Consider the following 22,911-nt stretch of genomic DNA (forward strand, 5'->3'; position numbering starts at 1 on the left):
GGTTAATGATAATTTTTTTAAAAAATATATTTAATTATATATAATATATATTATATAACATTTTTTAAATAAATAATTTGTATTTATAAAAATTAGATTTTTTAAATGTTAAATGTTTAATACTTTTAAAGGTTAGAAAAGTATGTCAAAAAATATTTTTAAAGATATTGATCCAACTGAAACTAAAGAATGGATAGATTCTATTAATTCAGTAATTAAAAGAGATGGTATTAACAGGGTTACTTTTTTAATAAATAAAATTTTAAAATTACATATATTAAAAAATACTCATTTTTTAAAAAAAAATAATTTAGATTATATTAATACAATTCATGTAAATGATGAATATAAATATCCAGGTGATATTAAGTTAGAAAAAAAAATTTGTTCAGTTGTACGTTGGAATGCAATAATGATGGTTTTACGTGCTTCTCGAAAAAATCTAGATTTAGGTGGACATATTTCCTCTTTTCAATCTTCGGCTATGATTTATGAGGTTTGTTTTAATCATTTTTTTCGTGCTTGTAATAATTATGATGGTGGTGATTTAGTTTATTTTCAAGGACATATATCCCCAGGTATTTATTCTAGAGCATTTTTAGAAGACCGTTTAACGGAAAAACAAATGGATAGTTTTAGACAAGAAACTAGTGGAAAAGGATTATCGTCTTATCCTCATCCTAAATTAATGCCAAATTTTTGGCAATTTCCAACAGTTTCTATGGGTTTAAGTGCTATCTCAGCAATTTATCAAGCAAAATTTTTAAAATATTTAAATAATAGGAATTTAAAAAATACTTCAAAACAAACTGTTTATGTATTTTTAGGTGATGGAGAAATGGATGAACCAGAATCTAAAGGAGCTATTACTATAGCGGCTCGAGAAAAATTAGATAATTTAATTTTTGTTATTAATTGTAACTTACAACGTTTAGATGGACCTGTAAATGGTAATGGAAAAATTATTAATGAATTAAGTGATATTTTTTCTGGAGCTGGGTGGTATGTTATTAAAGTAATTTGGGGAGGTAAATGGGATGTCTTGTTAGACAAAGATTATTCTGGTCATTTAAAAAAATTAATGAATGAAACTGTAGATGGAGATTATCAAACTTTTAAGTCAAAAAACGGTGCATATATTAGAAAACATTTTTTTGGTAAATATAAAGAAACAAAAAAATTAGTAGAAGATATGACAGATGATGATATTTGGGAGTTAAATAGAGGGGGACATGATTTTAAAAAATTGTATTCTGCTTTTTATTTAGCTAAATCTATAACAGATAAACCGGTAGTTATTTTAATACATACAGTTAAAGGTTATGGTTTAGGTAATATTGCAGAAGGTAAAAATATTGCTCATCAGATAAAAAATTTAAATATTAAAGATGTTCAGCATTTAAAAAAACAATTAAATATTAAATTAGATTCGATTTCTATAGAAAAATTATCATATATAAAATTTGCTTCTAACTCTCCAGAATTTTTATATATACACAAACAAAGAAAAAAGTTAAAAGGTTATCTTCCCGTACGTTTAAAAAATTTTTCTGAATTATTAACTATTCCAAAGTTAAATGATTTTAATGCTCTACTAGAAAAACAAATAAGACCTATTTCTACTACAATTACTTTTGTTCGAATATTAAATATTCTTTTAAAAAATATTGATTTAAAGAATAGAATTGTACCTATTATAGCAGATGAAGCGCGTACATTTGGTATGGAGGGTTTATTTCGTCAAATTGGTATATATAATTATAAAGGACAAAAATATACTCCAGCTGATAAAGATCAAATTTTTTATTATAGGGAAGAGTCTAATGGTCAAATTTTGCAAGAAGGTATTAATGAATTAGGAGCTTGTGCTTCTTGGTTATCTGCTGCTACATCGTATAGTACTAATAATTTTCCTATGATACCTTTTTATATTTATTATTCTATGTTTGGTTTTCAAAGAATAGGAGATTTTTTATGGTCATGCGGTGATCAACAAGCTAGAGGTTTTTTAATTGGAGCAACTTCTGGTAGAAGTACATTAAATGGAGAAGGTTTACAACATGCCGACGGACATAGTCATGTTTTATCTTTAACTATACCTAATTGTATTTCTTATGATCCTACATATAGCTATGAGTTAGCAATAATCATACAATCAGGTTTAAAGCGTATGTATGGAAAAAAACAAGAAAATATTTTTTATTATATTACTACTATGAATGAAAATTATAAAATGCCAAAAATGCCTGAAAATGTAGTAGAAGGTGTTTGTAAAGGAATTTATAAATTAAAAAGATATAAAGGTAAAAAAGGTCATGTTCAATTATTAGGATCTGGATCTATTTTGCGCTGTATTAGAAAAGCTGCTAAAATATTATTTTTAGAATACCAAATTGGTTCTGATGTATATAGTGTAACTTCATTTACTGAAATTGCAAGGAACGGTCAAGATTGTGTACGTTGGAATATGTTAAATCCGCTAAAGAAAAAGAAAAAACCATATATTTCTTCGATTATGAATTTTTCTCCTGTTATTGCAGCAACTGATTATATGAAAATTTTTGCAGAACAGATTCGAGCATATATTCCTTCAAATATATTTAGGGTATTAGGATCAGACGGATATGGTAGATCAGATAGTCGCAAGAAATTACGTGATTTTTTTGAAATTAATGAATCTTTTATTGTTATTGCAGCGTTAGATGCTTTGATTGAACAAGGAAATATAGACTCAGTGATACTTGATCAAGCTTTAAATAAATTAAATATTGTTTCAAATAAACTTAATCCACGTTTAGCATAAAGAGGTGATATAGTGGACATAGAAGTCTGTGTTCCAGATATTGGAGTAGATTGTGTTGAAGTAGTTGAAATTTTTGTTAAAAAGGGAGAAACGGTAGAAAAAGAAAGCAGTCTTATTTCTGTTGAGGGCCATAAATCTGTATTAGAAATACCCTCTCCTTTTTCTGGAGTTATTAAAAAAATATTTATTAAAGTAGGAGATAAATTATTAATTAATCAATTAATTTTAGTTTTAGATAGTCTTAATCAAAGCAATATTTTAAAAAAAAATAACACTAATAAATCTAATAGAGATGATATAGATACTTTTAATTTATTAAGAAATAATGAATTATTAAATTTAAAAAATAATGATAATAAATCTATTAAATATACCTCAGCTTCTCCTAATGTTCGTCGTTTTGCAAGGGAATTAAATATAAATTTATCAAATATTAAAGGTAGTGGAAGAAAAGGTAGAATTATTTGGGAGGATGTACATAAATATAATTTATTAAAAAATAATAGTTTTCAAAATAAGAGTGATATTAAAAAAAATTCTATAAATAATATAAATAATCAAAATAAACATGAAAATTTAACGTCTATTCAAAGAATTTCTGGAAATAATTTATTAAATAATTGGAAAAATATTCCACATGTTACTCAATTTGATGAAACAGATATTACTGATCTAGAAAATTTTAGAAAGTTATATAATTCTCATATTTCTCAGAGTAATATTTGTAAAAAAATTTCACTTTTATCTTTTTTAGTAAAATCTGTTACATATGCTTTAATAAAATATCCAAGATTAAATAGTGTTTTAGATTCTAGTAAAAAAAGTATTATTTTAAAAAAAGATATTAATATTGGTATAGCTGTAGATACAAAAGATGGTTTATTAGTTCCAGTTTTAAAAAATTTAAAATATAAAAGTATTAGTGAAATATCTATTGATATAAATAATTTTGTAAAAAAAGCTAAAAATAATCAATTAAAAATCTCTGAAATGAGTGGAGGAAGTTTTACTATTTCAAGTTTAGGAGGAATTGGTGGTACTGGTTTTACTCCTATAATTAATGCTCCTGAGGTAGGGATACTAGGTGTTTCTAAAGCTATTTTAAAACCAATATGGAATCAAAAAAAATTTTATCCTCGTTTAATGCTTCCTTTTTCTTTATCATATGATCATCGCGTAATTGATGGTGCAGAAGGTGTTCATTTTACAACTTTTCTAGGTTATATTTTATCTGATATTAGAAATTTATTGATTTAGTTTTGAAATTATATTAATTTTTTGTTTTTTTTAATGTAAATTTTATTTATATTAAAAAATTTTATTTTTTATTAACAGAAGAGTATTTTTATGAAAAAAAAAATTTGTGTTAATGTAGTAGTAATTGGTGGTGGACCTGCTGGATATTCAGCTTCATTTCGATGTTCTGATTTAGGATTATCTACTATAATTATAGAAAAATATGGAATTTTAGGTGGAACTTGTTTAAATGTAGGTTGTATTCCATCAAAATCATTATTGCATTTAACTAATTTAATAAAAGAAATAAAAGAATTTTCAAAATATGGTATTAATATAGGAAATAATGATCCATTGGATGTATCTCAGATTATGAAGTGGAAAAATAATATTATTTTTAAATTAAATTCAGGTCTGGAAAGTATGGCTAAATATAGAAAAGTAGATATATTGCCTGGAATTGCAAAGTTTTTAAGTAAAAATGAATTAGAAGTTGTACATAATAATTCTATTTATAATATTCATTTTGATTATGCAGTTATTGCTTCAGGATCTAGTCCAATAAAATTAAAAAATATAGATTATAAAGATAAACGTATTTGGAATTCTACTCAAGCTCTAAATTTTAAAATAATCCCTAAAAATTTATTAATTGTTGGATCAGGAATTATTGGTTTAGAAATGGCTTCTATTTTTAGTTCTTTTGGAACTAAAGTAGATTTAATTGATAATTCTGAAAGATTTTTTCCTATGATTGATAGAGATATGAGCGATATATTTCTTCAATATACAAAAAAATATTTTAATATATATTTAAATACTTCATTAATTAATCTAAAATCTAGTATAAATGGTATTACTATAAATACTAAGGAAAAAAATAATTTATTGATTGATAAAATATATGATAATGTATTAATCTCGATAGGTAGAAAAGCTAATACGCATTATTTAGATTTATCTTCTGTTGGGATTAAAACAAATGATTTTGGTTTTATTATAGTAGATAATCAACTACGAACAAATATATCAAATATTTTTGCTATTGGTGATGTTTCAGGACCCCCTATGCTTGCACATAAAGGAATATATGAAGCACATATAGTAGCTGAAGTTATTTCAGGTAAAAAATATTTTTTTGATCCTAAAGTTATCCCGTCTGTTGCTTATTGTGATCCTGAAATTTCTTGGACTGGAATAATGGAAGAACAAGCAAATTTACAAGGAATTAATTGCCGATCAGCTATTGTACCTTGGAAATTTTCCGGTAAAGCAATAAGTTCTAATTGTTCTGATAAAGGTATTACAAAGTTAATTGTTGATTCTGATAGTAATAGAATTATAGGAGGAATAATTATTGGTAGACATGCCGGAGAACTATTATCTGAAATTAGTTTATCTATTGAAATGGGATGTGATATAGAAGATTTAGCTTTAACTATTCATTCTCATCCAACATTATCTGAATCCATTAATATAGCTGCTCAATTATTCAATGGTACAGCAACAGATATGATCAATAAAAAATAAATATTAATTTTATTGATTAAAAATATAAATAAATGTAATACTTAAATAAAAAAAATAGATATATGTAATTTAATGAATTTTTATATTATATTTTTTGTAATATTTAATTTTTTTCTACTCTATTAGATAATAATTTCTGCTCTTTTTTAAAGAGCAGGTTATTTTCCTGCTCTGTTCTAGTGGTCGGATTAAATAAAAGATGTATTTTTTCAGTACATGATTTATTTTTTTTAGATAAATTTAATATTTATTTTTATAAATTTTTATATGCTAAATGATAATCCGCATCCGCAGGTTGTTTGAGCGTTTGGGTTAATAACTATGAATTTTGATCCTGCTAAATTTTCTATATAATCTATTTTTCCACCATTTAAATATTGAAAACTAATTGGATCAATAATAATTTCTATACCAGATTGTACAATATGTATATCGTCATTTTTAATAAATTTTTCTAATTCAAACCCATATTGAAAACCACTACATCCACCTCCAGTTATATATATACGTAATTTTAGTTGTAAATTTTTTTTTATAATTAAAAGTTTTTTAATTCTATTTATAGCTTTAATAGTTATATTTAATGGGTATGTTGACATGTTTATGTAAACTCTATTTTTTATTAATTTATCAACAAAATTTTTAAATAAAAATTTAATTAATATTATTAAAAATAATTTTTATTTTTTAAATATTATTAAAAATAATTTATCAATAAAATTATAGTTAATAATTTATATATAATTTTTTACACTATGTTTTTTTGATATATTTTATTAAAAATATTTTTTTTATTTAATTTTTTTTTCTCAAAAATGCAGGAATATCTAAAAAATTTTTTTCATATTTTTTAATTGGTGTTACATTATGTGATGTATTTTTTTTTATATTTTTTGTAACTCTATTTCTTTGTATTGATTGATTTCTATAGTCAATAAGTAATTCTTTAGAAGACTTGTTCCTCATAAAAGATATTTCAGAACGTTTTTCCATACCTATTCCAGTAGCTACTACTGTTACTCGTAAAGAGTGATCCATTTGTGGGTCTAATGATGTTCCAATAACAACAGTAGCATTATCAGAAGAAAATGCTCTAATGGTATTTCCTACAGTTTCAAATTCATCTAATCTTAAATCAAAACCTGCTGTAATATTTACTAATACTCCTCTAGCTCCTGAAAGATCAATATCTTCTAATAATGGGCTTGATATAGCGATTTCAGATGCTTCTTCTGCTCTATTTTCACCTGAAGCAGATCCTGTTCCCATCATAGCATATCCCATTTCTGACATAACAGTTCTTACATCTGCAAAATCAACATTCATTAAACCTGGTCTAGTAATAAGTTCCGCTATTCCTTGTACTGCACCTTTTAGTACATCATTTGCAGCTCCAAAGGCATCTAATAATGATATTCCTCGTGTTAATACTTTTAATAATTTATCATTTGGGATTGTAATTAAAGAATCAACATATTTTGATAATTCATTTAATCCTTGTTCAGCAAAATTCATTCTTTTTTTACCTTCAAAACTGAAAGGCTTAGTTACCACAGCTACAGTTAATATACCTAATTCTTTAGCTACTTCAGCTACTACTGGTGCAGCACCTGTCCCTGTTCCTCCTCCCATACCAGCTGCTATAAATACCATATCTGCTCCATCTAATGCAGATTTTAATGTTTCTTTATCTTCTTCAGCTGAATTTTTTCCTACATCTGGATTTGCTCCGGCTCCTAGTCCTTTAGTTATATTATTTCCAATTTGTATTGTTTGTCCTACTGCTATTTTCCTTAATGCTTGCGCATCTGTATTTATAGCAAAAAATTCGACTCCTTCTATTTTTTCACGAACCATATGTTCAACCGCATTACTTCCTCCTCCACCAACACCAATAACTTTAATAACTGCGTCATTACTTAATTCAGAAGGCTCAAACATAAAAAACTCCATAAAATAGAAATAATTATAATCATAATATAATTGGATTAACTAATAATTATCTTGTTAACCAATCTTTCATTTGGTTAAGTAAATATTTTAAAAACCCATGTTTTTTTTTATTTTGTGAATAACATTGTTGATGTTTTTTTCCATAATATAATAAGCCAACAATTGTTGAATATTCAGGTTTAGAAAGATATTTTGGTATTTTAGACATATTACAAGGTTTTTTAATTTTTATATTACTATTAAATATTCTTTTTGCGCATTGTGATAAAGATTTAATTTTTGAAGAACCGCCAGTTAATACTATATTAGATAGTATTTGATTATTAATATTTTTAATATTATTTTTTGAATATAATTTTAATATTTCATTTTTTACTAGATTAAATAATTCAATACATCTTGGTTCGATGACTTCAACTAGTGAATGATAATAGCAATTAATTATTTTTTCTCCTTTTTGGTTAAAAATTTCTAAATTTTTACATGTAATTGAAATATCTTCTATAGCATATCCATATTTTTTTTTTATAAATTCTGCATCAGAATAGGGTAAAGAAAAAGCATAAGCAATATCACGAGTAATAGTATTACCAGCATACGGAATGACAAAATTATGATATAATGATCCTTTTATATACATACAAACATTCATATTTTCACCTCCTATATCTATTAAACAAACATTAGCATTTTTTTCTTCTTCAGTTAAAACTGAAAAACTAGATGCTAGTCCTGTAAATATAGTTTTTCTTACATAAATCCCACATTTTTTAATAGCTTTTATAATATTTTTTTTTATGTTTTTATTACATGTGATTAAATGTATATTTGCTTGTATTCGTATACCTGATAATCCAATTGGATTTTTTATTCCGGACTGTTTATCTATAGAAAATTCTTGTGGAATAATGTGTAAAATATTATGATCATTGTTTATTTTAACAGATTTAGCTATTTTTATAACAGCATCTATATCTTTTTTTGTCACTTCTTTTTTTTTAATAGGTATAATTCCAATTTCATTTTGACAATGAATTTCTTCATGTGATATAGTTAAATATACAGAATAAATTTTATATTTAGCCATTACTTCTGCTTCATGAATAGATTTATTAATACATTCTATTAGTAATTCTAAATTATTAATTTTTCCTTTTTCTATTCCTAAAGCATTACATTCACCAAAACCAATTATATCAATTATACCATCTTGAAGAATTTCTCCTATTGAAACAATTATTTTTGTTGTTCCTATTTCCAATCCGACAATTACATTTTTTTTTGTTGAAAGGTTCATTTTATTTAACTACACTAGAGTTTTATAATAATATTTTTTTATTTTGATTTATTTATATAAATTTATATAGTTTTATATATTGATTTTTTTGAAATATTATAAAAAAATATAGACTTTATTTGTTTTATTAAATATATATTTTTATATTTAAATAGATATTATAATGTTATTTATTGTTAAAATGAAATATATAATAGTATTGATTTACATAATTTTTTTATTTTTTAATTTTTAAACAAGAGATTAGAAAATTTAATATTATTAATAATATTTTATAATTAATTTTTAGAATGTGAAAAAATGTAAAAATTTATTTTTGTTTAAATGTATTAAGTAGTTTGATTATTGTTTGTTGATTGAGTGGTATATTTTATATATGATTTTATATATTTTTTAGTTGTACGTTTATACAATAACTTTTACTCTTTAAAATTATGTAAAAATTAGATTAATTATATTTGATAATAATATTTTTTATTAATTTTTATAATTTAATTATATAAATTTTTAAAATAAAAATATATTTTAATTGATTTATTAAATAGATTAATTTTTAATTTATTTAGTTAATTATTTGATTTTTTATAAATATATAATATAAAAATTATTATTTAATTTTTAAAAAATTTTTTATTTTTATATTTAAAAATTTTTTTTTAAGATAATATTTATATATTTTATAATTTTTTTTACTTTTTTTTCTTTTTCTGATATTAAAATTATATCATATTTATTAGTTTGAGAAAAAATAAATTGTATAGCTTTTTCTATATTATAGAAAATAAAAAATTTATTTTTTTTATAACTACCTCTTATGATATCTTTTATAATTAAATTTTTTTTTTTGTACTGTATATGATTATTTATAAATATTACAAAATCAGAAAATTGTTCTACAATATTTCCTATAATTTTTCTTTCGCTAATATCTCTTATTTCCTCATATCCTAAAATACACCAAATTTTTTCATAATTATAATTTTTTAATGAATTTAATATACGATATAATATTTGAGGTGAATGAATATTATTTATAATAAATAATGGACTATTATTTTTTTGAATTTTTTCCATTTTTCTATTTATAGGATTTAGGAATTGACTACTTTTTATTAAAATATTTAAAGAATAATTTGCTAAAAGTAGATTTGCTAAAGCTAAAAGTATATTATTGACGTTAAAATCACTTAATAGTGAACTTTTTAAATTTCCTGACCCCCATGTTGAATTAAATAAAATTGTTGTATGTGATGTATTATATATAATTTTTGTTGCATTGATCCAATATTTTGTATTAAATATATTATCTGTTTTTAATGTTGTTATAGAAATAATTTTTTTGTTTTTAAGATTTTTTATCCAAAAATGTGTTATATTTTCATCTCCATTTAAAATAATTGTTTTTATTTTTTTTCTATTTAAAAAAGAAAATTTTATTTTTTCTTTTTGAAACATATTTTTTTGACCGTCTAAATTATTATAATTTAAAGTTGTACAAATTACTGATTCAAATTGTAAATGAGATATTTGTTTTTTAATTAAAAGATTAGAAGATAACTCTATAATAGAAGTGTTTATTTTTTTTTTTACTAAATAATATAATTTTTTTTGAATTGAATTATTTAGATCTTTATTATATATATTATATTTTGATTTATGGATTTTTTTTTCTAAATTTTTAACTATGCCAATTTTTTTATTAATCAACTGTTCCCACTGTGCAATTAAATTAGTTACAGTAGTTTTTCCATACGTTCCAATAATCCCAATGAGTTTTAATTTTTTTTGTGGATAATTAAAAAATCTTTCATATATTTTATGAATGTATTGATTTAATTTTTTAAAGTAAATAATTAGTGTATGAAATTGTGTTGATATACATAATCCGTGTTTATTTTTTTTAGTTTCATATAAAATTACATTTGCTTTATGTTTAATTGCTTTTATGATATATTTTTTTTTTGATTTTTTTTTTTCTTGCAATATTATAAATAAATCACCGATTTTTATTTTTGAGATATATAATTTAATATTACAAATTTTTTTGTGTGGAATATTATTAACCCAAGGATTTAATAATTCTTGAATGTTATCTATTTTTTTTATCATGGTTAAATATTCTTTAATAGTTTTATATAGTATTATATATGGTTTTTATTATAAAATTTTTATATATTAAATAATAAATTTTATATTTAGTAAAATATATTATTAATTTTTTATTAAATTACTAATTTATATATACATTTATACTTATTTTTTTGTTTAGAAAATTTTTCAAAAAAAAGATTTATTTTTGAAAAAGTTTTAATCTGTTTTATATTATAAAATTTCTGCAATTCTTAGAATTGCACTACGTGATCTAGGATTTTTTTTTACTTCTTCTTTACTAGGTTTGATTTTTTTTATGATTTTTATTTTTTTTTTATTATTATATTTTTTAATTTGTTTCTCAGTTATTGGTAATCCTTTTGGAATATATTTTATATTACTGTTTTTTTTGAAAAAATTTTTAATAATTCTACTTTCTATTGAGTGAAAACTAATAATAACTAATCTAGATTTTTTTTTTAGTATTTTTAATGAAATATTTAATATTTTTTTTAATTCATCTATTTCTTTATTAATATAAATACGTATAGCTTGAAATGTACGAGTAGCTGGATGTTTGTATTTGTCTTTTTTTGGTATAGATTTTTTAATAATTTCTACTAAATCTAGTGTTCTCATAATAACGTTTTTTTTGTTTCTATCTACAATAGAAAAAGAAATTTTTTTTGCATATTTTTCTTCTCCAAAATTTCTTAAAACATATTCAATTTCTTTTTGATTTGTTTCTTTTAACCATCTCCATGCAGGTATACCAATTTTATTATTCATTCGCATATCTAATGGTCCGTCTTTCATAAATGAAAAACCTCTTTTAGCTGTATTTATTTGTACAGAGGAAACTCCTAGATCTAATAAAATACCATTAATACATTTTTTATAGTTATTTTTATTTAAGTATTTTTTTATATCAGAAAAATTTCCATAATTAAGAGAAAATCTTTTATCCGTTATTTTTTTTCCTTTTTTTACTGCATAAGGATCTCGATCAATAGCATATAGCTTACCTAAATTACCTAAATTTTTTAATATTTCTAGAGAATGTCCACCACACCCAAATGTTCCATCAATATATGTGCCGTTTTTTTTTATTTTTAAAGAATTAATTGCTTCTTTGAGTAATACTGGTATATGAATCATAATTTATTTGATTTCTAAATTCGTGATTATACATTCTCTATAGCATTATTTTTTAAAAAATAAAAATATTTTTTTAAATATTAAATAGAAAATGTATAAATAGTTATGAAGAGTTTTCTTATAGTTAAATATTTTAATTAATTTAATATATTTATATTGATTATTAATGACAATTTATATTAATTACTCCAGATCGAGAAGATTCTATAATTATAAATGATTTTTTTGCGATATTTATAAATGAATCAATAATATGATTAGTTCCTGTAATTTGAATGATATATTTTTCTGAAAAACAATCAATAATATTACCTTGATAAATTTCTATTAATTGATTCATTTTATGAAGATTGTCAAAATCTTTTATTTGGATTTTTATTAATAAAATTTCTCTTTCTATATAATTTTTATTGGTTATTTCTATAACATTATAGACATCAATTAATTTTTGTAATTGTTTTTCAATTTGTTCGATAGTTTTTTTATTTCCAAAAGTTTGGATAGTTAATTTTGATACTTTTCTATCTTCAGTAGGCGCTACAGTTAAACTATCAATGTTATAACCTCTTTGTGAAAAGAGTCCTATTACCCTAGATAATGCTCCTGATTCATTTTCTAATAAAATTGATAAAATTCGACGCATAATTAAATTTATCCTGTTTTCTCTAATATCATTTCGTTCATTCCGCCATTTTTTATTTGCATAGGGTAAATATGTTCATTTGGATCAATATGTACATCTACAAATACTAAAGAACCTGACTGAACTTTTTTTATAGCAGTTTTTAATTTTTTTATTATTTCATTTGGTTTTTTGATTGTTAAGCCTATATGTCCATATGATTTAGTTAATGCTATAAAATTAGGTAGTGATTTCATATATGACTGAGAATGTCTTCCAGAATAGATAATATCTTGCCATTGTTTAACCATCCCTAAAGATTTATTATTTAAATTTATTATTAATACTGCAAGATTATATTGTTTTGCAGTAGATAATTCTTGTATATTCATTTGTATACTACCATCTCCTGTTATACAAATTACTAATTCCTTAGGATAAGCAATTTTAACTCCTAAAGCAGCTGGTAGTCCAAATCCCATAGTTCCTAATCCTCCTGAATTAATCCAGTGACGAGGTTTATTAAATATATAATGTAATGCGGTAAACATTTGGTGTTGTCCTACATCTGATGTTACATAAGCATTTCCTTTTGTTAATTTATATAATGTTTTAATTAAAATTTGAGGTTTGATCATTTTTTCTTTTTCATTATAATGGATTTTTTTTATTTTTCTCCATTTATCAATTCTTTTCCACCATTTATGTAGGTATGATTTAGAGCGATTTAATATTTTATTTTTATTAATTATTTTTAACATTTTTCTTAGTATTTTTTTTGCATCTCCAATAATTGGAATATCTGCTATAATCGTTTTTGAAATAGAAGTAGGATCAATATCAATATGTATAATTTTAGCATAAGGACAGTATTTTTTTACATTATTAGTTGTTCTATCATCAAATCTTACTCCAATTGCTAATATTGTATCGGAGTAATGCATTGCCATATTAGCTTCATAAGTTCCATGCATCCCTAACATAGATAAGTTTTGTAAATGACTACCAGGGAAAGATCCTAATGACATAAGAGACATAGTAACAGGAATATTAAGGATAGTTGCTAAAGTAAATAATTCAGAATGACTATTTGAATTAATAACACCACCTCCAGCATAAATTACTGGTTTTTTAGATTTTATTAAAATATTTAATGCGGTTTCAATATATTTAAAATTAGTTTTTTTTTCAGGTATATAAGATTTAATATAAATATTATTAGGCCAAATATATTTTTTTTTTATTTCTTGGTTTAGAATATTTTTTGGTAAATCAATTACTATAGGTCCGGGTCTTCCACTTGATGCTAATAAATATGATTTTTTAAAAATTAAAGGGATATCTTCAGTTTTTTTAACTAAAAAACTATGTTTAACAATTGGTCTAGAAATACCCATCATATCGCATTCTTGAAATGCATCAAATCCAATTAAATCAGAAGATACTTGTCCTGAAATTATAATTAATGGTATTGAATCCATATAAGCTGTTGCAATTCCTGTAATTGCGTTTGTTGCTCCTGGTCCAGAAGTTACTAATACTACTCCAATTTTTCCAGTACATCTTGCATATCCATCAGCCATATGAGTGGCTCCTTGCTCATGTCTTACTAATATATGTTTTATTTTTTTTTTACCTATAGTAAATATAGCATCATATATATCTAATACTGCCCCTCCAGGATAACCAAATATTATATTGATTTTTAAATCTATTAATGATTGTATAACCATTTCAGCGCCTGATAATAATTTCATTTTTTAATAATCCTTATATAAAATTAGTTTTTATTTAAAAAATAAAATTTATAATGGTATTGAATAAGATACTAAATAAAAAATTAATTTTTAAATATAAAAATTATACTACAATTATATTTTTTAAAATAACATCCACTTAATTTAGTGGATATTATTTATTGATAATTTTCTTATATAATATATAATTTATTTTATATATTACGTAGCAAGGTGTTTATTTCTGTTTTTTCTAATGTTTTTTTATCAACTTTTTTAACGATTATAGCGCAATATAACTGGATATTATTCTTATTGGATGGTAGTGTTCCAGGAACAACTACTGATCCAGAAGGAACTCGCCCATAAAATATTTCTCCTGTTTCTCGATCATAAATTTTAGTACTTTGGCCAATATAAACTCCCATAGAAATTACTGAATTTTTTTCTATAATTACTCCTTCAACAATTTCAGAACGAGCTCCAATAAAACAGTTATTTTCTATAATTGTTGGATTGTTTTGTAAGGGTTCTAATACACCTCCTATTCCAACACCACCTGATAAGTGTACATTAGAACCAATTTGTGCACATGACCCAACTGTTGCCCAGGTATCAATCATAGTATTTTTTCCAATATATGCTCCTATATTGATAAAACTAGGCATTACTATTACATTTTTATCAATAAATGATCCAAATCTAATTACTGCATTAGGAACTATTCGTACAGAATCTTTAATAAATTTTAATTTATTATAATCTTTATATTTTAAGGGTATTTTATCATAAAAAACATTATTTGATGTTTCTATAATTTTATTATTATTAGAATATAAATATAATAGTACACATTTTTTTATCCATTGATGTGTAATCCATTTATTATTAATTTTTTCTGCAATCCTAATTTTACCAGAGTTTAAGAGTGAGATTGTATTTCTAATATCTTTTTTTTCCTTCTGTGTAATTATGTATTTTTTTTCTTGTGTTTTTTTTTTGAATATTTTTTCTATTTTATTTTTTATTTTTATCATATTATTTAATAACCTATTATTTTTTATATATATTTTTATATGTTAATAAAAATTTTTGGTATTTTTTCTTTTTTTTGGTGTGTTATTATTTCACATCCATTTTTAGTTACTAAAATAGTATGTTCATATTGTGCAGAAAATCCACCATCTTTTGTTTTTATTGTCCAACCATCATTCATACACTTTACATATGATGATTGTGTATTTACCATAGGTTCTATAGTAAAAGTCATTCCTTGTTTCATTCTTATATTATTTTTTTTATTATAAAAATGTAAAATATGTGGAAATTCATGAAATTTTTTTCCTATACCATGTCCACAATATTCTTTTACAACTGAAAATTTATTTTTTTCTATATATTTTTGAATAATTTTTCCAATATTATTTATTTTATTGTTTGGTTTTATACATTTTAATGATAAATAAAGACTTTTTCTTGTTTTTTTACATAATATTTTATTTTTTTTATCTACTTCTCCTACAAAAAACATTTTTGATGCATCAGTATAGTAATCATTTTTAATAACCGATACATCTATATTAACTATATCACCGTTTTTTAAGAACAGTTTTTTATTAGGAATTCCATGACAAACTACATCATTTATTGATATACATATAGATTTAGGAAAATTATTATAACCTAAACATGCAGGTATAGCTTTTTTTTTAAGAGTTATATAATCATGACAAATTTGATTTATATCTTCTGTTGAAATATCAGGTATTATATATGGTTTGATCATTTCTAATACATTAGCTGTTATTTTTCCTGATATTCTCATTTGTTTAATGTCAAATTTATTTTTTATTTTTTTTTTCATAAGTATATATTTTTTTTATTTTATTTATAAATTATTTTATAGGATAAACTTTATATGTTTTATATTGAATAGTATTTTAATAAAAATTTTTATTTTTAAAAATGTAAAAAAACGCTTTAATGAATATTAATATATTATGATATAATGTATAGATATTAAAAATAATATAGAATTAAATATTTTTTTAGTAAAAAATATTTTTTATAAAATGAATTTTTATTTATACTAATTATTTTATATATAAAAATATTTTTTTTACTACTAATATAGTTTTATTTTATTATGGATGATATTTTTATATTAACATATTTTTTTTTTATTTGAAAAATTATAGGAGTATGATTATGAATATTAATTTAATGAAAAATATGATTAAAGCCGGTGTCCATTTTGGACATCAAACACGATATTGGAATCCAAAAATGAAACCTTTCATTTTTGGTATAAAAAATAAAGTACATATTATTAATTTAGAAAAAACATTGCCATTATTTAAATTAGCAATTATAGCTTTAAAAAAAATCATTCATAATAATGGAAAAATTTTATTTGTAGGTACTAAACCTGCAGCTAGTTTAGCTATAAAATCAATTGCTTTATCATGTCATCAGTTCTATGTAAATCATCGTTGGTTAGGTGGAATGTTAACTAATTGGAAAACAGTTAGACAGTCTATCAGCAAATTAAAAGATTTAGAAAGACAATCAACTGATGGTACTTTTGATAAATTAACAAAAAAAGAGGTTTTATTACGTATTAGACTATTAAATAAATTAGAAAATAGTTTAGGTGGAATTAAAAATATGGGTAGTTTACCGGATGCAATTTTTATTATTGATACTACTCATGAACATATAGCAATTCAAGAAGCTAATCATTTAGGAATACCTATATTTGCTATTGTTGATACTAATTCTAGTCCTGAAGGCGTAAATTACATTATACCTGGAAATGATGATGCTATTCGATCAATTAATTTATATTTAAGTATATTATCTGATTCTTTATCAAAATGTTATCGAGTAAAAAAAGAATCTAATATTTTAAAAAAAAGATTACAAGAACAATAATTAAATTATTTCATATGCAATTATAATAATATTAACTGTTGGTAATATACAATGAAAATTTCAATGCAACAAATAAAAGAATTAAGGATTAAAACAGGGTCAGGATTTATGGAGTGTAAAACTGCTTTACAGAAATCTAATGGAGATATTAAAAAGGCAATTGATTATTTAAGAACATTAGGATTATATATAGCGGGTGAAAAAATATTACGTAAAACAAAATTTGGTCGTATTTTTTTATATAAAGATAAAAATTATGGTGTTCTTTTAGAATTAAATTCAGAAACAGATTTTGTATCAAATAATGATGAATTTAAAAATTTAGGACAAGAAATTGTTAATTATGCAGGTATAAATAAAATTTTTAGTTTAAAATCTTTAAATAATGTTTTTAATCTAAAAAAAATTTCTTTCATTTCTAAAGTTCGTGAAAATATAGTTATACGTAGAATACAGCATCTTACTGGAGGTGATTACATTGACTCGTATATTCATCTAGGGAAAATTGGAGTTATTATATCTGGTAAAATTTTATTAAAGTCAATAAATAGATATAAAGAATATTTTAAAAATATATCTATGCATATCGCTGCTTCTTGTCCCTTATATTTATCGGATCAAGATATTCCTAAAGAGATCTTAAAAAGAGAAAAAAATATTCAGGAAAATATTGCAAAAAAAACTGGAAAAAATTCTCATGTATTAAAATCTATTGTAAATGGACGTATGAACAAATTTAAGGATAAAATTACATTATTACGTCAAAATTTTATTTTGGATCCTAAAACAAAAATAAGTGATTTTTTAAGTAGAAATTCTATTTTTATTAATTCTTTTGTGCGTTTTCAAGTAGGAGAGCATTTATAAATTATTATTTATATTTAATAATATAAATGTTTTATTTAAATTTATTATAAAATGTTTTTATATTACTTAACAGTAAAAATATAATATAGGTATTTATAATTTATTATGAAAAAAAAAATTAAATATAATCGAATTTTATTGAAAATTAGTGGAGAATTCTTAAAAGGAAATCATGAATGTAGTATAAATGTTGTATTTATTGAAAAATTAATTATACAAATAAAAAAATTACTAAAATTAGGTATTCAAATTGGATTAGTAATTGGAGGGGGGAATTTATTTAGAGGGTCTGATTTAGAAAAAATTGGAATGAGAAGAACAATATCAGATCAAATTGGAATGTTATCAACTGTAATTAATGGTTTATCTATATATGAATTATTGTATAAGAATAACATTAAAACTAGAATTTTTTCATCTTCTAATTTAGAAGGAGTTTGTGAGCGTTATAGATTAGATGAAGTTAATAAAGCTTTAGATGATGGTTATATTGTTATTTTTTGTTTTGGTCTTGGTATTCCATTTTTTACTACTGATTCTGCTGCTTGTATATATGGAATTGAAATAAAAGCAGATATTTTTTTAAAAGGTACAAAAGTAAATGGAGTTTATTCATCTGATCCATTTATTAATCCGCTTGCTACACTGTATAAAAAACTAAAATACAAAGAAGTTTTACAAAAAAAAATAAAAGTTATGGATGATACATCATTAATTTTAGCTCAGGAACATAAATTACCAATTATAGTTTTCAATATGTATAATCCTGTAATTTTATATGATTTAATAATAGGTAAAGATGGAATTGGAACTTTAATTTCAATATAAAATATTAATAATTTTTTTATATTAGTGAGAGAATAATACTATGATAAATACAATACAAGAAAAAGTTTATATTAGAATGAATAAATGTTTTCTTTTATTTCAAAATGATTTAAATAAAATTCGCACAAATCATGTTACTACTTCATTATTAGATGATATTTTTATAGATTATTATGGTACATCTACACCTTTAAATCAGTTATCTAGTATAACTATTGAAAATTACAATACATTAAAGATTACACTTTTTGATATTTCTATAAAAAATATTGTTGAAAAATCTATTATGAATTCTAAATTAGGATTAAATCCAATTTCTTCTGATTCTTGTATTAGAGTTCCCGTACCAAAAATAACGGAATCAAGAAGAAAAGATTTAATTAAAGTTATTAGAAATGATACAGAAAATGCTCGTATATTTATTAGAAATATAAGACGAGAGGCAAATGATCATATTAAATCTTTATTAAAGAAAAAAGAAATAACTCAAGATTTAGAGAAAGAAGCTAAACAAAATATTCAAAAAAATACAAATTTATTTATTAAAAAAATAAATTCTATTTTAGCAATGAAAGAAAAAGAATTATTAACAATTTGATCAAGTTACATATAATAAATTTTGATAATAAAATTCTTTATATTTAAAATTATAAAATTTATTAATTAATATACTTAAATATTTTATATAGGAATATAGTAAAAAATGTTATTTAAAAAAATTTTTTTTATATATTTTTTATTTTTTTCTTTATCTGTTTCTGCAACTAAAATAAATAATATTAGATATATTACAATACACGGGGTTCAAAATATATCTCCTGATAATATTATAAAAATTTTTTCATCTAATTCATTTAATAGTGATAAATCAATTAATATATCTGATAAAATTAAATATTTATTTGATACAAATATTTTTAATAAAATTAGCGCATCAAAGTTTAGAGATACATTAATTATTTTAGTAAAAGAATTTCCGTTCATTAGTAAGATTAGTATTTGTGGTAATAAAAATATTTCAGACCAGTATTTTACTGCATTGCTTAAAAAATTTAATCTACAAGAAAGAAAATATTTTAATACTGTTAACTTTAAGAATTTTTTTTATTTTTTAAGAAAAAAATATGAAGAAAAAGGATATTTTAATGTTCGCTGTAAAGTAATTAAAATACAATTACCTAATAATAAATTGCATTTAAAAATTGTGATTCAAGAAGGATCTGTATCATCTGTATCAAATATTTTTATTGAAGGTAATAATTATTTTTCAAAAAAAAGTTTATTAAAACATGCATCTACATATAACGATAGTCTTTTGTGGAATTTTTTTTTATATCATACATATGATAGTTTTAAATTTAAAAAATCATTACATGATTTATATAATTTTTATATAAATAACGGATACTATGATTTTAGAATTAATAAAATAAAAAAATATTTATCTAAAAATAGAAAAAATATTTATATAAAAATTAATCTTTATGAAGGAAAACAATATAAGATTAAAAAAATTTTTATGAATAAATTTAGTGAATTATACAATTATAAAAAAACATATAAAATTGTTCATAGTTTGTTAAATACTTATTATAATAAACATACTGTTAATCATATAAAAAAAAAAGTTAAGGATAATTTTTTAAAATTAGGATTATTAAATTGTGATGTTTTTTTTCATTTTGATATTGATAAAAAAGATAAAAGAGTATTTTTGTATTTTTTAACTGATTTTAAAGAAACATATTTTATTAACAAAATTTTTTATACAGGTAATACTAATATACAAAATAATTTTATAAATAGTTTTATTAGTAAAGGTAAAGATAATTTTTTTGACATTAATGTTGTTAAAAATTATTGTGGAAATTTATTTGATACTGGTTTATTTCATAAAATAAAAGTACTTGTAAATAAACAAGTAGGTAGTAAAAATTTATTAAATATTTATCTCTTTTTTATAGAAAATAAAAATACTAGAGATGTAAATATCTCTACTAACGTTGAAAAAGAAAGAGGGCTGTTATTACGATTGCTTTTTATTGAAAAAAATTTAATTGGAACTGGAACCGAATTATATGTTAAAATTTTAAAAAATTTCTCTGATACAAATATAAATATTTGTTCAATAAAACGATTAGGGTTATTAAAAAATTTTTTTTTAAAATCAGATGCTTTTTTAAATTCTTTTAAGAAAAAGTATTTTGACTCAAATAGTCATATTAATAAAATATATGGTTTTTATACGTCTATATATACACCATTTATTAAAAATAAAAAATTTTCTATTTCTTGTGGTTATGAAAAAATACAAGTATTAAATAATATTTTACATGTTTCTTTATTAGAATATTTATTATCACTTCCAAAAGATTTTTTTTTAAATTATAAAACAAATAATTTTTTTATTAATGATTTTTTTATTAAATATATGTTTGATTTCAACAATATAAAAGAAAAAGATTTTCTTAAAATGGGTATACATGCAAAATTTTTAGGTAAATTAATATTACCTTTTTCTAATAATTTTTATCATAAAATTTTTTTTAGTTTAAATCAGTATCTTCCGTTAGAAAGTGTATATAATATTATGTTACATAATTATATAGAGTTTGGTTCTGGTTTTGCGATAGGTAAATATATTATACCATTTTATGAAAATTATAAATTTTATAAAAAAAAATTAAAAAGTGGTTTTAATGATAACTCTATTGGTCCTACAGCAATATATTATAAAAATAATATTGATAAACATTTTAATGATAAAGAAAAAGTAAAATCAAATTTTTTTCCTTCTACTGAATTTATAGGTGGGGATATGATGTTGCATGCTAATACTGAATTGTTATTTCCACCTTTTAAAATATCAAAAAAATTTTTAAAATCATTTCAAAGTGGAATATTTATAGATGCAGTTAATATTTGGAATACTAAATGGAAAAATAGAACTTTTTTATATTCTATTAAAAATTCTTTAAAATTTAGTGATCCCGGTCAAGTTCATTTATCTCTTGGGACGTTTTTTCATCTTGATTCTTTTTTTGGTCCTATAACTTTTACATTTGCTCTTCCTTTATATCCATATAATATTTATAATCATTGTGTAAATAGATTTAGTGTTGATTTAAAATAACTTTACATTGGTAGAAAATTTTTTATAAATTTTTTTATATAAGAGATATAATTATGAAAGATACGAAAGATTTAAAATATATTTTAAATATAAATGATATTTTAAAAATTTTACCACACCGTTTTCCTTTTTTATTAATTGATAAAATATTGGATTATAAAAAGAAAAAATATATACATACTTTAAAAAATATTACTGCTAATGATTTTTTTTTTTTTGGTCACTTTCCAGAAAAATTTATTTTTCCTGGTGTTTTGATTATAGAATCAATTGCTCAGTCTAGTAGCATTCTTCTTTTTTATTATAAAAGTAATATTAAAAAAAGTAAAAAAACATGTTGTTTAACTGGAGTAAATAATACTACTTTTATTCATCCGGTATATCCAGGTGATCAAATGGTTGTAGAAGTATTTTTTAAAAGAAAATTATTAGAAGTTTATTTTTTTTATGGAGTTGTATTAGTAAATAATATTATAGTATGTAAATCTACTATTTCATTATCTTTTTTATAATGGTTATTTTTTATAAAATTGAATATTTATATAATTTATATATTTATCCAAAATTAAAACTATTAGAATTTTAAATATTTATTTGAATAATTATTTATTAATATTTGATTTTGAATTAAAATATATTCTAACTAAATAATTAATTTTAATAAAATTATTGAATATATCAATTATGTTATGAAATATATATTTTTTTATATTTATATTTTTA

At 21.5% G+C, this 22,911-nt stretch carries 18 protein-coding genes; 9 read left to right on the forward strand and 9 right to left on the reverse strand.

All coding sequences use genetic code 11. The features are described 5' to 3' along the window. Positions 1–142 precede the first annotated feature (142 nt). The 3 genes from aceE (at position 143) to lpdA (ending at position 5,569) form a co-directional block, all read left to right on the forward strand. The gene (aceE, locus tag BUCICURV3402_RS00685) at positions 143–2,803 is read left to right on the forward strand and encodes a pyruvate dehydrogenase (acetyl-transferring), homodimeric type (protein ID WP_154029194.1); all 2,661 of its coding nucleotides are present in this window, start codon (positions 143–145) and stop codon (positions 2,801–2,803) included. A gap of 12 nt (positions 2,804–2,815) precedes the next feature. Then, on the forward strand, positions 2,816–4,060 hold the full coding sequence (locus tag BUCICURV3402_RS00690) for a 2-oxo acid dehydrogenase subunit E2 (protein ID WP_154029195.1): 1,245 nt from the start codon (positions 2,816–2,818) through the stop codon (positions 4,058–4,060). A gap of 90 nt (positions 4,061–4,150) precedes the next feature. Beyond that, a complete protein-coding gene (lpdA, locus tag BUCICURV3402_RS00695; RefSeq protein ID WP_154029196.1) occupies positions 4,151–5,569 on the forward strand; it encodes a dihydrolipoyl dehydrogenase in 1,419 nt (472 codons plus the stop codon). A 263-nt stretch (positions 5,570–5,832) separates the two neighbouring features. Here lpdA and erpA read toward each other — a convergent pair whose 3' ends face one another. The 9 genes from erpA to map all read right to left on the reverse strand — a co-directional run bounded on the left by erpA (position 5,833) and on the right by map (position 16,290). Then, a complete protein-coding gene (erpA, locus tag BUCICURV3402_RS00700) occupies positions 5,833–6,168 on the reverse strand; it encodes an iron-sulfur cluster insertion protein ErpA (RefSeq protein WP_154029197.1) in 336 nt (111 codons plus the stop codon). 196 nt (positions 6,169–6,364) lie between these two features. Next, complete coding sequence (ftsZ, locus tag BUCICURV3402_RS00705; protein WP_154029198.1) at positions 6,365–7,510, reverse strand: cell division protein FtsZ; 1,146 nt, start codon at positions 7,508–7,510, stop codon at positions 6,365–6,367. Positions 7,511–7,568: 58 nt separating this feature from the next. Then, positions 7,569–8,819, reverse strand: a complete 1,251-nt coding sequence (ftsA, locus tag BUCICURV3402_RS00710) for a cell division protein FtsA (RefSeq protein ID WP_154029199.1) — start codon at positions 8,817–8,819, stop codon at positions 7,569–7,571. A gap of 642 nt (positions 8,820–9,461) precedes the next feature. Further along, positions 9,462–10,928 carry a Mur ligase family protein gene (locus BUCICURV3402_RS00715; RefSeq protein ID WP_154029200.1) on the reverse strand — a complete coding sequence of 489 codons (1,467 nt, stop codon included), beginning with the start codon at positions 10,926–10,928 and terminating at the stop codon, positions 9,462–9,464. A gap of 213 nt (positions 10,929–11,141) precedes the next feature. Continuing rightward, complete coding sequence (gene rsmH / locus BUCICURV3402_RS00720; protein WP_154029201.1) at positions 11,142–12,068, reverse strand: 16S rRNA (cytosine(1402)-N(4))-methyltransferase RsmH; 927 nt, start codon at positions 12,066–12,068, stop codon at positions 11,142–11,144. Positions 12,069–12,231: 163 nt separating this feature from the next. After that, positions 12,232–12,711, reverse strand: coding sequence for an acetolactate synthase small subunit (gene ilvN / locus BUCICURV3402_RS00725; protein ID WP_154029202.1), 480 nt, complete (start codon positions 12,709–12,711; stop codon positions 12,232–12,234). A gap of 8 nt (positions 12,712–12,719) precedes the next feature. Then, positions 12,720–14,447, reverse strand: coding sequence for a biosynthetic-type acetolactate synthase large subunit (gene ilvB / locus BUCICURV3402_RS00730; RefSeq protein WP_154029203.1), 1,728 nt, complete (start codon positions 14,445–14,447; stop codon positions 12,720–12,722). A gap of 194 nt (positions 14,448–14,641) precedes the next feature. Next, positions 14,642–15,463, reverse strand: coding sequence for a 2,3,4,5-tetrahydropyridine-2,6-dicarboxylate N-succinyltransferase (gene dapD, locus BUCICURV3402_RS00735; protein ID WP_154029204.1), 822 nt, complete (start codon positions 15,461–15,463; stop codon positions 14,642–14,644). Between the two features lie 35 nt (positions 15,464–15,498). Next, entirely contained in the window at positions 15,499–16,290 is a 792-nt protein-coding gene (gene map, locus BUCICURV3402_RS00740) for a type I methionyl aminopeptidase (protein ID WP_154029205.1), read from the reverse strand. Between the two features lie 344 nt (positions 16,291–16,634). Here map and rpsB point away from each other — a divergent pair, with 344 nt between their 5' ends. From rpsB to fabZ, 6 genes are all read left to right on the forward strand, one after another. Then, positions 16,635–17,360 carry a 30S ribosomal protein S2 gene (rpsB, locus tag BUCICURV3402_RS00745; protein ID WP_154029206.1) on the forward strand — a complete coding sequence of 242 codons (726 nt, stop codon included), beginning with the start codon at positions 16,635–16,637 and terminating at the stop codon, positions 17,358–17,360. 51 nt (positions 17,361–17,411) lie between these two features. Then, the gene (gene tsf, locus BUCICURV3402_RS00750) at positions 17,412–18,227 is read left to right on the forward strand and encodes a translation elongation factor Ts (RefSeq protein WP_154029207.1); all 816 of its coding nucleotides are present in this window, start codon (positions 17,412–17,414) and stop codon (positions 18,225–18,227) included. A gap of 105 nt (positions 18,228–18,332) precedes the next feature. Beyond that, the gene (gene pyrH / locus BUCICURV3402_RS00755; RefSeq protein ID WP_154029208.1) at positions 18,333–19,055 is read left to right on the forward strand and encodes a UMP kinase; all 723 of its coding nucleotides are present in this window, start codon (positions 18,333–18,335) and stop codon (positions 19,053–19,055) included. A 40-nt stretch (positions 19,056–19,095) separates the two neighbouring features. Beyond that, entirely contained in the window at positions 19,096–19,653 is a 558-nt protein-coding gene (frr, locus tag BUCICURV3402_RS00760; RefSeq protein WP_154029209.1) for a ribosome recycling factor, read from the forward strand. Between the two features lie 105 nt (positions 19,654–19,758). Continuing rightward, entirely contained in the window at positions 19,759–22,188 is a 2,430-nt protein-coding gene (bamA, locus tag BUCICURV3402_RS00765) for an outer membrane protein assembly factor BamA (protein WP_154029210.1), read from the forward strand. 53 nt (positions 22,189–22,241) lie between these two features. Continuing rightward, positions 22,242–22,700 carry a 3-hydroxyacyl-ACP dehydratase FabZ gene (fabZ, locus tag BUCICURV3402_RS00770; RefSeq protein WP_154029211.1) on the forward strand — a complete coding sequence of 153 codons (459 nt, stop codon included), beginning with the start codon at positions 22,242–22,244 and terminating at the stop codon, positions 22,698–22,700. Positions 22,701–22,911: the final 211 nt, after the last annotated feature.

This window comes from Buchnera aphidicola (Cinara curvipes), from assembly GCF_900698915.1.
In the GTDB taxonomy this organism is placed as follows: Bacteria; Pseudomonadota; Gammaproteobacteria; order Enterobacterales; family Enterobacteriaceae; genus Buchnera_F; species Buchnera_F aphidicola_AY.

Excerpts from the sequence above, each read along its gene's own strand:
- aceE (WP_154029194.1), top strand. The coding sequence starts at position 143 with ATGTCAAAAAATATTTTTAAAGATATTGATCCAACTGAAACTAAAGAA.
- lpdA (WP_154029196.1), top strand. The coding sequence starts at position 4,151 with ATGAAAAAAAAAATTTGTGTTAATGTAGTAGTAATTGGTGGTGGACCT.
- erpA (WP_154029197.1), bottom strand. The coding sequence starts at position 6,168 with ATGTCAACATACCCATTAAATATAACTATTAAAGCTATAAATAGAATT.
- ftsZ (WP_154029198.1), bottom strand. The coding sequence starts at position 7,510 with ATGTTTGAGCCTTCTGAATTAAGTAATGACGCAGTTATTAAAGTTATT.
- ftsA (WP_154029199.1), bottom strand. The coding sequence starts at position 8,819 with ATGAACCTTTCAACAAAAAAAAATGTAATTGTCGGATTGGAAATAGGA.
- BUCICURV3402_RS00715 (WP_154029200.1), bottom strand. The coding sequence starts at position 10,928 with ATGATAAAAAAAATAGATAACATTCAAGAATTATTAAATCCTTGGGTT.
- rsmH (WP_154029201.1), bottom strand. The coding sequence starts at position 12,068 with ATGATTCATATACCAGTATTACTCAAAGAAGCAATTAATTCTTTAAAA.
- ilvN (WP_154029202.1), bottom strand. The coding sequence starts at position 12,711 with ATGCGTCGAATTTTATCAATTTTATTAGAAAATGAATCAGGAGCATTA.
- ilvB (WP_154029203.1), bottom strand. The coding sequence starts at position 14,447 with ATGAAATTATTATCAGGCGCTGAAATGGTTATACAATCATTAATAGAT.
- dapD (WP_154029204.1), bottom strand. The coding sequence starts at position 15,463 with ATGATAAAAATAAAAAATAAAATAGAAAAAATATTCAAAAAAAAAACA.
- map (WP_154029205.1), bottom strand. The coding sequence starts at position 16,290 with ATGAAAAAAAAAATAAAAAATAAATTTGACATTAAACAAATGAGAATA.
- rpsB (WP_154029206.1), top strand. The coding sequence starts at position 16,635 with ATGAATATTAATTTAATGAAAAATATGATTAAAGCCGGTGTCCATTTT.
- tsf (WP_154029207.1), top strand. The coding sequence starts at position 17,412 with ATGAAAATTTCAATGCAACAAATAAAAGAATTAAGGATTAAAACAGGG.
- pyrH (WP_154029208.1), top strand. The coding sequence starts at position 18,333 with ATGAAAAAAAAAATTAAATATAATCGAATTTTATTGAAAATTAGTGGA.
- frr (WP_154029209.1), top strand. The coding sequence starts at position 19,096 with ATGATAAATACAATACAAGAAAAAGTTTATATTAGAATGAATAAATGT.
- bamA (WP_154029210.1), top strand. The coding sequence starts at position 19,759 with ATGTTATTTAAAAAAATTTTTTTTATATATTTTTTATTTTTTTCTTTA.
- fabZ (WP_154029211.1), top strand. The coding sequence starts at position 22,242 with ATGAAAGATACGAAAGATTTAAAATATATTTTAAATATAAATGATATT.